Origin of the sequence: Neptunomonas japonica JAMM 1380, from assembly GCF_016592555.1 — a bacterium.
Lineage (GTDB): Bacteria > Pseudomonadota > Gammaproteobacteria > Pseudomonadales > Balneatricaceae > Neptunomonas > Neptunomonas japonica_A.
In genome coordinates this window covers 3,487,786-3,499,810 of record NZ_AP014546.1, presented here as the reverse complement: position 1 = coordinate 3,499,810, position 12,025 = coordinate 3,487,786, and the positions used below count along the sequence as shown (strand labels likewise).

Sequence of the window (12,025 nt, the reverse complement as noted above, 5' to 3'; positions counted from 1 at the left end):
GTGAAAAAGGGCTGCGTTTGCAGCCCTTTTTTTGTCTGAGCATCTGTATTAAAGATTAAAGCGAGATACCAGTCCGTTGAGCACTTCACTCTTGTTTTCGAGAGAACTAATTGCATGTTGGTTTTCTTTAACCGCAGACGATGTATCTTCTGAAAGATTAAAGATACGTTGAATATTTTCACTCGTTTCGCTTGTCACTGCTGACTGCTGGGTCGAAGCTTCTGCAATCTGCAAATTCAATCTGGAAATAGTTTCCATCTCGTCAGCAATTACTTTGAGTGCATTTTCAGCTTCAGATATTAAGCTGACCGATTCATTACTGCGCTCTTTACTGGATGACATAACGCTCACGGCTTCTTCTGAACCTGTTTGCAGTTCCTCTATCATCTTGCGTATTTCTATCGTGCTTTGCTGAGTTCTGCCTGCTAATGTGCGCACTTCATCAGCTACAACGGCAAAGCCGCGTCCTTGGTCACCCGCACGTGCTGCTTCAATGGCTGCATTCAATGCGAGCAGGTTAGTTTGTTCTGCTATATCACCAATCACGCTAATAATTTCACCAATACGATCTGATTGGCTTTTTAGCTTGGTTATGACGTTTGAGCCTTGTTCAACTTCACTGGCAAGTTTTTGCATGCTGCTGGCTGAGCTTGAAAGTGCTTGGACACCATTAGTGAATTCAGTTTGAGCATGCTCTACAGCAGTGACTGCATCAGAGGTATTATCGGCAACAACATGGGCGGTATTGGCAAGCTCTTCTACGGCCGTTGCTAATAACTCTGTTTCATTTTTCTGCTGGTCTGTTCTGGCGGCGTTGCCTTGCGCATTGTGGTTAATATGGCTAAGGCCATCTTCTAAGTCGTTGGATACACCGCGAATATCTTCTATTAATGTCACCATATGGCTCATGAAGGTGTTGAGCTCTGCTGCTAGTTTTGCAAACTCGTCATTCCCTTTTACGTCCAGACGCTTATTGAGGTTTGTCTCACCGGTTGCAAGCCCGTGAATAGCCTGGTGCAGCTCAGAGAGGCGCTCAACAATAAAGCGGTTAAGCCAGAACACAAGTATTAATCCGCCGCATAGCGCCAACAGGATAACGATAAGCATATAAAGCGTACTGTTTTCTTGTACTGCTTCAAACTCGTTGGTTGTTTTGCTGATAATCAGCTGGTATTGCTCTTCAAGGGTTGTAAAACCTTTGATCGCAGGAGAGTCTGATATTTTTACTGTGTTATCGACCTCTTTGATGGTCGTATTTCTAGCAAATAACCCTTGTACTTGATCAGCAGCTTGGCGGTATTGCTTGAGCGTCATTGCTATATCATTCAATGCGCTTGTTTCTATGCTGTTGAGCACTGGCACTGATCTGTATTGGTTAATGAGTGCGCTAATCGCGTCGTAGTTGCTGACAACGCGAGAATAGTATTTGGGGGTGCCGCGTAATACATAGTTTTTGAAATTATGAATCAAGGCACCGTAGCCAACCTGTTGTCTGATTTGTAAAAGCAGTGTTTGTCTTGCCTGTGCCTGCTGCTGAAGTTTATTCCAGCTAGCGTCACTAGAGGATGACATCCAACTTTGTACAAAAAACATTGATGCACAAGCAATAATGGTGCAGATGATTAACACAAAAAATCGGTGTTTAAGTGTTAGATGCATGTAGATATCCCTAAAGTATTGTCCAGAAGTTAGCTAAATGTAGAAGTGGGCTAAATATAGGTGACGTCGTTGAAAAACGACAGTTGAAGCGCTGGGTTTTCTCACAAAGATTTCAAGCGATTGATGCTGATCAATTTTTGTACATTCTTGTTTTAGAGGGCGTGTATCAGGGGAATAATTGATTACCCCATGCTTATAAAGTGAGTTATCCACAGTATTCTGGGATAACTTAATTATCCAGACAGAAGCCGAATGCGCTTTATAGTTGGGTTAATAGCAATGTTTTGAATTAATTTGTTACTTTTATAAGAGGGTAATCCATTGGTGTGACGGTACTTGTAAGCAATATGAAGTGTAAAGTCAGTGATGCTGATTGAAACTGTCATTGTAACAAAGTCACTAATAGCTAGACTAAACTTACTAAGCGACATAAGTCACAAAATAACAGTATATAACCTGACGTATGGAGTCATCCCATGTTAATGGAAGGTCAAGCGATTCGCTTGCAAGCAGTTGAAGAGGGTATTCATGAGGTGGTATTTGACCTCAAAAATGAAGCCGTAAACACCCTCAGTCAACTGGCGATGCAAGAGCTACGAGAAGCAGTTACTCAGCTACAGCAAACAGACGGCGTAACAGGCGTTATTTTTACCAGCGCGAAAGACAGCTTTATAGTTGGCGCTGATATCACCGAATTTAAGCAGATGTTTGATCATGATGAAGAGACCATCATATCGAACCTGATTCGCTTACAAGGTCTGTTCAGTGAGATTGAAGATTTACCGTTTCCTACAGTGACAGCGATTAATGGTATCGCTTTAGGGGGTGGTTTTGAATTGTCCTTGGCGACTGATTACCGTGTCATGGGTGATAAAGCCAAAGTAGGTCTGCCTGAAGTTAAATTGGGTATCTATCCTGGCTGGGGTGGCACAGTGCGTTTACCTCGCCTGATTGGTATTGATAATGCCAATGAGTGGATCTGTGCAGGCGCTGAGAAACGTCCTGCAGTAGCCCTGAAAGATGGTGCTGTAGATGCAGTTGTTGCAACGGATCAAGTAAGAACTGCTGCTATTGATCTTGTTAAGCAGTGCATCGCCGGTAAGTTTGATTATCAGGCGCGCCGTGACGAGAAAAAATCACCGGTTAAATTGAATACTATCGAACAGATGATGGCATTTGAAACCGCTAAAGGTTTGATTGGAGCAAAAGCTGGGCCGCATTATCCAGCGCCTATGCAGGTGCTGAAGACGATTCAGAAATCGTGCACGATGCAGCGTGAACAAGCCATGGAAGTTGAAGCCAAAAATTTTGTTAAGTTAGCAAAAAATGCGGTAACTCCGGCCTTGGTTGGTCTGTTTATGAAAGACCAGTACGTCAAAAAAGTCAGTAAGAAATATGAAGCGCAGGGTTCCCCAGTGAAACAGGCCGCTGTATTGGGTGCTGGTATCATGGGGGGCGGTGTTGCTTATCAGTCGGCGGTTAAAGGCACGCCTATCTTGATGAAAGATATCAATCAAGGTGCACTGCAGCTGGGTTTAGATGAAGCGAATAAGCTATTAGGTAAGCAGCTTAAACGCGGTCGTTTAGATGCGGCAAAAATGGCGAAAACGATCAATCGCATAACACCTACTTTGAGCTATGGTGATTTCAACCGTGTTGATTTAGTCGTTGAAGCCGTTGTAGAAAACATCAATGTTAAAAAGTCTGTATTGGCTGAAGTTGAAGGGCACATGCCTGAAGATGCTATTCTAACGTCTAATACATCGACCATTTCTATTACTGAGTTAGCTAAGTCTCTTAAACGCCCGGAAAACTTCTGTGGTATGCATTTCTTTAACCCCGTTGCGCTAATGCCTCTAGTAGAAGTTATTCGTGGTGAAAAGAGTAGTGAAGCCGCAATTGCACGTACTGTCTCGTACGCTAAAGCGATGGGTAAAACGCCGATCGTAGTGAATGACTGCCCAGGCTTTTTGGTTAACCGTATTTTATTTCCTTACTTTGGTGGTTTTTCTGCCTTACTCAACGATGGCGCTGATTTTCGTAAAATCGATAAAGTCATGGAAGGTTTCGGTTGGCCAATGGGGCCTGCCTATCTGCTAGATGTTGTGGGTATTGATACGGCTTATCATGCAGACGCTGTTATGGCTGAAGGTTTCCCTGATCGTATGCAGCACGAAGGTGAGAATGCGATTGATCGGATGTTTAAGCTAGAACGTTTTGGTCAGAAAAACAGTAAAGGCTTCTACCAATATGAGATGGACCGAAGAGGCAAGCCTAAGAAACTTGCTGATGAAGAGGTCTTCACGTTATTAGAGGGTGTCTTGGGTGATGCGCGTGACTTCTCAGATGAAGAGATTATTGCCCGTATGATGATCCCGCTATGTATAGAGACAGTGCGTTGTCTGGAAGATGGCATTGTGGCTTCGCCAGCCGAAGCTGATATGGGCTTGATCTATGGTATTGGTTTTCCACCGTTCCGTGGTGGTGCTTTGTACTACCTAGATCAAATGGGACTAGCTGAGTTCTGTGAACTTGCTGAGCAATATAAACACCTTGGCGGTTTGTACCAGCCAACGGAACGTATGAAACAGATGGCCGCCGCTGGCGAAACCTATTTTGGCGGGGAGAAATAATCATGAGTCTGAAACCAAATGACGTAGTGATCGTAGATGGCATCCGTACCCCAATGGGTAAGTCTAAGGGTGGCTCTTTCCGTAATGTTCGTGCTGAAGCATTATCTGCTGCTGTTATGAATGGCTTATTGGTGCGTAATCCTAATCTTAATCCGGCTGACATAGAGGATGTAGTGTGGGGTTGTGTTAACCAAACCAAAGAGCAAGGCTTTAACATTGCACGTAACGCTCTGGTGTTAGCGGGTTTGCCACATACGGTTGGTGGACAAACAATTAACCGTTTGTGTGGCTCTTCTATGTCGGCATTACATAATGCGGCGCAATCTATCATGACCGGTAATGGTGATACTTTCATCGTCGGTGGTGTGGAGCATATGGGGCACTTAGATATTCTGCATGGTATTGATATCAATTCAGAGATGTCTAAGCATGTCGCTAAAGCGGCCATGATGATGGGTGTTACCGCTGAAATGCTCGGTAAGATGAATGGCATATCACGCGAAATGCAAGATCAGTTTGGCGCACGTTCACACCGTTTAGCACATGAAGCACGTGAAACTGGCCGCTTTGATAACGAGATCATCCCTATCGAAGGTCATGACGAAAACGGCTTTAAGAGCTTACTAGAGCAAGATGAAGTTATTCGTCCAGAAACGACGTTTGAAGTCTTACAAGGCTTGAAGCCTGTCTTTGTGCCTAAAGTCGGTACCGTAACAGCCGGTACTTCATCAGCATTTTCTGACGGCGCATCTGGTATGTTGGTGATGTCTGCTGAAAAGGCTCAAGCACTAGGGCTGAAACCACGCGCGGTGATTCGTTCCATGGCCGTGGCTGGCTGTGACCCTTCTATTATGGGCTATGGCCCAGTACCTGCCACGCAAAAAGCATTGAAACGTGCTGGTTTAAAGATGGATGATATTGACTACATCGAACTGAATGAGGCTTTTGCTGCGCAAGGTTTGTCAGTATTAAAAGGTCTGAAGCTGCTGGATCGTATGGAAGACAACGTTAACCTTAACGGTGGCGCTATTGCTCTGGGGCATCCTTTGGGTTGCTCGGGTACGCGTATCTCTACGACCTTGCTTAATGTATTAGATCAGAAAGATGGTACGTTAGGCTTGGCGACCATGTGTATTGGTATGGGACAAGGTGTGGCTACTGTGTTTGAACGTTTGAACTAATACATCTTTGTTCGTGATAATAAAAAGGGCAACGGGTATAACCCGTTGCCCTTTTTTGATAGTGACTAATAACAGACCTGTGATAATCGTTATTTAGCTAACGGCATCCGCAGGTGCTTGGTATGCATAACCTAACACATCAGCCACGGCTTTATAGGTGATATTACCGCGGTGTACGTTTAAGCCATTGAGCAAATGTGCATCATCTTTTAATGCTTGCTTATAGCCTTTGTTAGCGAGTGCTTGAACAAACGGCAGTGTGGCGTTTGTTAAGGCAAAAGTAGAGGTACGAGCAACACCGCCTGGCATGTTAGCAACACAATAGTGCACAACATCTTCTACCGTGTAGGTTGGCTCTTGGTGAGTTGTTGCGTGAGATGTTTCAAAGCAACCGCCTTGGTCAATGGCAACATCGACTACCACAGCACCTGTTTTCATTTTTTTCAAATGCTCACGTGTGACAAGTTTTGGTGCAGCAGCGCCGGGTATAAGTACTGCGCCGACGACCAAATCAGCAGCAACGACCTCTTCTTCGATAGACTCAACATTTGAGTAAAGTGTTTTTAGCTGCGGCCCATATACTTCGTCCAACTGTTTAAGGCGAGGTAGCGAGCGATCCAAAATAGTAACGTCTGCACCTAAGCCCATCGCCATGCGTGCAGCATTAATACCAACTACACCGCCACCAATGACAACAACTTTAGCTGGAGCAACACCAGGAACACCGCCCAGTAAGGTGCCTAATCCGCCTTGTGCTTTTTCTAATGAATGAGCACCTGCTTGGATTGCCATGCGTCCAGCTACTTCGCTCATTGGCGCCAGCAGAGGTAAACCACCATTGTTGTCAGTCACTGTTTCATAAGCAATGGCAACAGCGTCGGAATCAACCAGTAACTTTGTTTGCTCCGGGTCTGGTGCAAGGTGTAGGTAGGTAAACAAGATTTGGCCAGAGCGCAGCATTTTACATTCGTTAGGCTGTGGCTCTTTCACTTTGACGATCATCTCTGCTGTCGCGAAGATCTCTTCAGCCGTATCGATGAGAGTTGCACCCGCGGCTTCATAACGCTCATTGGTTAAGCCAATAGCGGTTCCGCCATCACGTTGTACAATGACTTGATGTCCTGCTGCTACTAATTCGCGAACTCCCGCTGGCGTCATGCCAATGCGGTATTCATGGTTTTTGATCTCTTTAGGGACGCCGATAAGCATGTCGAATCTCCAATTATCTGAATAGTGACCGGAAGCAGTCGCTTTATTATTGTTGATCAATCTTTATTCAGACTAGCATTTGATCATGGAGATATTTTTACGTTTTTTGTCTATTTTTTGATAATAATCACTGCTTTATGTTTTGTTTGTGGTTGTAAATACTGTGGCGTTGCACAAATATGGCGGTATTTATTGTCGATGTTTTGGGGGGTGTTCTGCTCTTAAAGCCCAAAACCGAAACGAAATAAGCTAAAAGCAAGCATCCCAACAACAATGGTGGTTAACAAGTCTTTACGGATAAATGCGGTGATGACAGCGATCAATGACGCTAATAACCAAGGGTTACTAGGGCTTATCCACAACTGCCCTTGTGGAATTAACACGGCAGGTACGATGATGGCTGTTAATACGGCAGGTGGTACAAACCCAAGGCCTGTGCTGAGCCACGCAGGAAAGTGTACGCGTCCCGCAATCGCAAACAGAACATAGCGCACGCCAAACGTAACAATAAACATACCTAGAATTAATAGAGCTTCATTCATGATGGCTCCTTGTTTTCGTTAGTTTGCGTATACTGTCGTTGCAGCATCATGTGAAAAGATAAACCCACAGCAATACCTGCTATCGCGGCAACTAATAGCCCTAGCTTGTGCGGCATTGTTGCTGTTGCGATGGCCATGGCGGCGGCAACAATAACGCAAGCCCACATGGGTTTACTCTTAAGGTAAGGAACAACCATGCCAATAAAGGTCACCGACATGGCAAAATCTAATCCCCATTGGGTCATGTCGGGGAAGAGTTCTCCTAATGCGACACCTATCGCCGTACATAGCACCCAATTACCGTACATGGCGCAAAAAGAGCCTAGGTAGAACCAATGAGCATCACGGATATCCTCTTGTTGTAGATAGCGGTTACTCACCGCTGCAAAGGTTTCATCGGTGAGCCCAAACGCCATTAATATGCGCCAACGTTGCGGTAGGTGACGGACTTTGGGTACGAGATTGGCGGCGTATAGAATGTGACGCAAGTTAACGACGAAGGTTGTCGCAATAATAATCGGTAGCGCTGCGCCTGCGGCAAGCAACCCCAATACGATGAACTGGCTGGCGCCTGCAAACACAATAATCGACATAGCAAGCGCACCAATGATCGAAAGCCCGCTAGGCTCTGCCAGTGTTCCAAAAATAATCCCGAAGGGGATGGCTCCCACAATTAAAGGAAAGGTCGCTTTTGCACCGCCCATAAACTCATGGCGGCGCTGCTCTCTTGATGAAGGAAGCGTTGAATCTGAGGGTGTTGTGTTCGTCATGATTGTTTGCCATTCATCATAGGGTTAACGTCATGTAGATATCGGAGCGTGGGTATATCGACTGCCCATTTGGATGCGACACTTCACGAAAACCAAGATTACGATAGAGGCGAATTGCGCGGCTAAGCTTTGTTGAACTCTCTAGGTAAACTCCATGAGCTTGAATTTCACGCGCCTTGTTTAAGGCGGTGAGCAGTAGTTTTCGGCCTATACCGAAGCCTTGCATAGTTGGGCCCACGCCCATTTTAGATATTTCAAATAGGCCGTTACCTTGGTTTGCTAAAGCAACACAGCCAACAATTTCCTGGTTACAACGGGCAAACCAGATGTAACCACCTTTTGCTAGATAGTAGCTTTCGGGAGTAAATAAGGCGCGTTCATCATGATCAGTGAGTTCTCCATTGAAAAACTCTTGCAGCCATTGAAGGTTAAGCTGACAAAAGTGCTCTCTTAACGATGCGTCCCAACCGATAATCTCTATGTCGGATTCGCTGATGCGATGTTGTAAATTCGCCAGCACAGGTTGAACAAACCCTTGCTGCTGTATACGTTGTTCGAAATCATCCAATGCTGCTAATAATGGATGCTGCTGCTCTGCTATGACTTGATCTAAGTAGTGTTTTATCTCATGCCAAATAGGCGCTATCTCTTCAACTAGCGCATCACTTTGTGGTGTTAGTGTTAATAGCTGGCGCCGCTCATCTTTTGGGTCGGGTGTTTTACTGATCCAACCCTCGTTAAGCATGTTACGCGCAATTTTACTGATAGCGGGATGGCTAACGCCTAACTGCTCCGCCGCCTCGGTGACTGCTTGCGCACCCTGTTGATGCAGTAAATTAAACAATGGGAAAAAAGTGGGGTTAAGCTGAATGCCCTGTGTTTGATAAATCTCGACAACATCCTGAATCAGCCGATCCGATAGCCTTTTTAAACGGCTCCCCAAAGACAAGCTGCCAAAGGTTTTCATTAAGTCGGTAGAGGGTGCAGGCATAATTGGTTGGGCTCTGATGCTATCGGGTTATGTTTCGATATAAATTACGTAACTTGTTACGTAATTTAAAAGCTTACAGAGTAAAAGTAAATATTAAAAAGAGGAGTATTATCGAAAAAATCTATTTTCAAGTCTGGACACACTTGTTCCGCGTTCTACATGTTTTAGGTAAAGGCACGGCCATTATCTGCACTACTGTTGGTCCTGTCTAGCCAAGCGACGTCAGCAAGAATGAGTGGTTGGTCCAAATGATATAAGCAGATAGCAACCCAGTGATCATGGCTGGAACCCCATCCTTCCATGTGTCAAAGTACAAATGGCAGGCTAACGCACCGACTGATGTGCCTAATAGCGCCAATGCCCCAAACACTCCGACCCATGATCCTTGGAACCAGATCGTAATCGACCCGAACAACTCAATAAGTCCCGTCAATGTCATAATCTGACGGTTTAGGCCGTATTTAATGAACATGGCAAGTTGAGGCTCAAAGATCGGCTTCAGCCAGCCAAAGATCTTTATCGAGCTGGCAAATAAAAAAAACGTGCTAAGAAGCCCAAGGCCTATTAATTGAATATTCATGCTGTTGATTCCTACTTATCCTATTATCTTGTGGCGATTTAACTAACAATAGAGAATAGTATTCATTAGAACAACAGGGGTATTTTCATAATATATATGAAAAAAAACGATTATATGTCTATCGATGGGAATAACCTGTTGGTTTTTATTACTGTGATGGAAGAACTATCCGTCACTAAGTCGGCCATCCGTTTGGGTGTCACCCAGTCGGCGGTCAGTCACACGCTCGACAAATTGCGTTCCGCGTTGGGTGATCAGCTATTCGTTCGCTCTGGAAGAAGCATCGTCCCAACAGAGCAAGCACATGAGCTACTGGGCAGGGCGGAAGCCATTCTTGACGGACTAAAGGGACTGACGGATCAGAGATATTTTGATCCATCAGTTGGGGAAATGGCGTTTAAGGTCGCCGCTAATGACTTTACTCGATCTTTAATTTTTCCTAGGATAACGAGGGCGTTGTATGAGCTGTCAATTAGCGCCCGCATAGCATTCACCCCGGCAGGTGTTCCTGACCTTACAGGGTTACGCGGCTCTCATTATGACCTAGCTATCACTCCGTTTCCGCCTGAGGGAGCAGATATCTTTCAGGTACGGCTTTTCTCCGACACACTGATGTGTTTTTACGATGGGAAGATACGCGAAGCCCCGAAAACAAAGCCTGAGCTACTTCATTCCAATTACTTAGATGTCATTTTTGAAGATCATAATTCCGTTATGAAATCGGTGCTTTCAGGGAAAGAGCTTGTCGAGATGCCGAAGCCGCAAATTTCAGTACCCAACTTTGATGCACTATCGGATTTTATTCTGGGCACCGATTTGATTACTGTGCAATTAGCTCAAATGGCTCAAGGCAGTTTGTCGGGGCTTGATCGCGCTCCCCTCCCTTTTAAAACCCGCAAATTTCCGGTCTATATGGTCTGGCACCGCCGCAACAACATGGACCCGGCTCATATTTGGTTTCGACAGTTAATCAAGGACACTTGTGGGGAGTTAATTGAACACATTTTATAATGCCAGCGACTGATTGAGGGAGTACAGGCAGGTAATGATTTACTCGCGACCTTAACATTATCGAGTTAGGTAAAATTAAAAGCACACGCTTGTGTAACAAATTCAGGTGAAGGAGCGCTTCGTTTTGCGCCAATTCTTAAGGGGGAGGTCTCTCAAACAGGGGGACAAGTGCCGCAAAGCCATTTAGATCAGAGTCTGCGTATTCATGGCTTTTTCAGCGCAGATCTAATGATAGATTTTTGTGGTTCATTCAATGTTGCGAATAATATCAACAGGTGCTTGTTGAATAACCTCACGGTATCTATAGATCGTATTTAACAAAATATTGCAGCAGACAAGCGGCAGAGCACGGCGTTGGTATTACTCTCACTGTTAAGTTTAAACGCTCACATACCTGCTTTTTCTTTGAAGCTTTTTCTTAAAATAGGACGAGTTAATACATCCGCGATCGAATAAGGCCAGTCATGTCGTCGGTTATAAATAGATTAAAGCAGGTCACTTTTTACACCTGTCTATTTAAAGCGAAATGAGCTTCGGTTTTTCCAGTTGATGCCTGCTACTAAAGAGCCGCTTACAATAGCGGTGCAAGCTAAGAGTAATGACCAGCTTAGTGACGCTTCTCCGGCGGCTATTAATAACAACACGGATATGAGTGGTGCCGCATAAGCGAGTATGCCGAGTAGCGGTAAGTTGCCGTGTTTTACGCCGTAGTCCCATGTGAAAAAGGCGATGCCTACTGGGCCAAGGCCCAGCCCTAGTATTCCCATCCATTGCGCACCAGTACTCGGCCAGACGGTTGTCTCCCAAGCCAGATGACATAACAGTGCCAATAGAGCGGTTGCGGCACAAAACCAGCCGACGGCATCGGTAGGGACGGCGCTGACTAAGCGGCTAGCAACAGAGTAACTCGACCAGATAAAAGCGCAGGTAAGTGCTAATAAGTAGCCTGTGAGGTATTCGCTTTGGAAATCAACACCTCCTTTGCCGATCAGTATCCCGCAGCCGCATAAAGCAAGCAGTGCCCCGATCAAGTATTTCAGCTTAAAGTGTTCTCCTGGCAGCAAAGCCGCGAATAGCACAATTAAGAGTGGCCAAAGGTAAGCCAGCAAGCTGACCTCAACCGCAGGGGCTTTTGTCATCGCAACGAAGTAGCAAAAGTGATAACCAAAGTAGCCACCTACACCTAATAACCACGCGAGTTTGGGTTGTCGGAGATGGCGCAAACCTAAATGCCCTTGGTACCACCATCGCAAACTCATCAGGATAAAAGCGATACCGAAGGTCATCGCCATCATTTGAAACGCAGGTATTACTCCTTCAGTAAGGCGGGTAAAAAATGCGAGAGCTCCCCACAGAATAATAGATATGCAGCCTATGTAGGTGGCACGTTGCACTTGAGATAGCGCTTGAGAGAGTTCGGGGGACATGCTTCACCAATAATCAAGCTTA

General features: G+C 45.3%; 10 protein-coding genes. 3 read left to right on the top strand and 7 right to left on the bottom strand.

Annotation, left to right across the window (positions count from 1 at the left end; translation table 11 throughout):
* Positions 1-48: 48 nt before the first annotated feature.
* Positions 49-1,659, bottom strand: a complete 1,611-nt coding sequence (locus NEJAP_RS16490; protein ID WP_201348246.1) for a methyl-accepting chemotaxis protein — start codon at positions 1,657-1,659, stop codon at positions 49-51.
* 476 nt (positions 1,660-2,135) lie between these two features.
* Here NEJAP_RS16490 and fadB point away from each other — a divergent pair, with 476 nt between their 5' ends.
* The gene (fadB, locus tag NEJAP_RS16485; RefSeq protein ID WP_201348245.1) at positions 2,136-4,292 is read left to right on the top strand and encodes a fatty acid oxidation complex subunit alpha FadB; all 2,157 of its coding nucleotides are present in this window, start codon (positions 2,136-2,138) and stop codon (positions 4,290-4,292) included.
* A 2-nt stretch (positions 4,293-4,294) separates the two neighbouring features.
* Positions 4,295-5,473, top strand: coding sequence for an acetyl-CoA C-acyltransferase FadA (gene fadA / locus NEJAP_RS16480; protein ID WP_201348244.1), 1,179 nt, complete (start codon positions 4,295-4,297; stop codon positions 5,471-5,473).
* Between the two features lie 93 nt (positions 5,474-5,566).
* On the opposite strand, the gene ald is transcribed toward fadA, so the two are convergent.
* From ald to NEJAP_RS16455, 5 genes are all read right to left on the bottom strand, one after another.
* On the bottom strand, positions 5,567-6,682 hold the full coding sequence (gene ald / locus NEJAP_RS16475; protein WP_201348243.1) for an alanine dehydrogenase: 1,116 nt from the start codon (positions 6,680-6,682) through the stop codon (positions 5,567-5,569).
* A gap of 221 nt (positions 6,683-6,903) precedes the next feature.
* Entirely contained in the window at positions 6,904-7,224 is a 321-nt protein-coding gene (locus tag NEJAP_RS16470) for an AzlD domain-containing protein (RefSeq protein ID WP_201348242.1), read from the bottom strand.
* On the bottom strand, positions 7,221-7,994 hold the full coding sequence (locus tag NEJAP_RS16465; protein WP_201348241.1) for an AzlC family ABC transporter permease: 774 nt from the start codon (positions 7,992-7,994) through the stop codon (positions 7,221-7,223). The genes NEJAP_RS16470 and NEJAP_RS16465 overlap by 4 nt, the downstream gene beginning before the upstream one ends.
* A 16-nt stretch (positions 7,995-8,010) precedes the next feature.
* The gene (locus tag NEJAP_RS16460) at positions 8,011-8,985 is read right to left on the bottom strand and encodes a bifunctional helix-turn-helix transcriptional regulator/GNAT family N-acetyltransferase (protein ID WP_236590977.1); all 975 of its coding nucleotides are present in this window, start codon (positions 8,983-8,985) and stop codon (positions 8,011-8,013) included.
* Between the two features lie 208 nt (positions 8,986-9,193).
* The gene (locus NEJAP_RS16455; RefSeq protein WP_201348240.1) at positions 9,194-9,565 is read right to left on the bottom strand and encodes a DoxX family protein; all 372 of its coding nucleotides are present in this window, start codon (positions 9,563-9,565) and stop codon (positions 9,194-9,196) included.
* Between the two features lie 96 nt (positions 9,566-9,661).
* Between NEJAP_RS16455 and NEJAP_RS16450 the strand changes: the two genes are divergently transcribed.
* A complete protein-coding gene (locus tag NEJAP_RS16450) occupies positions 9,662-10,576 on the top strand; it encodes a LysR family transcriptional regulator (RefSeq protein WP_201348239.1) in 915 nt (304 codons plus the stop codon).
* Between the two features lie 512 nt (positions 10,577-11,088).
* On the opposite strand, the gene NEJAP_RS16445 is transcribed toward NEJAP_RS16450, so the two are convergent.
* Positions 11,089-12,003 (bottom strand): DMT family transporter, encoded by a 915-nt coding sequence (locus tag NEJAP_RS16445; RefSeq protein WP_201348238.1) that lies wholly within the window; start codon positions 12,001-12,003, stop codon positions 11,089-11,091.
* Between the last annotated feature and the right edge of the window lie 22 nt (positions 12,004-12,025).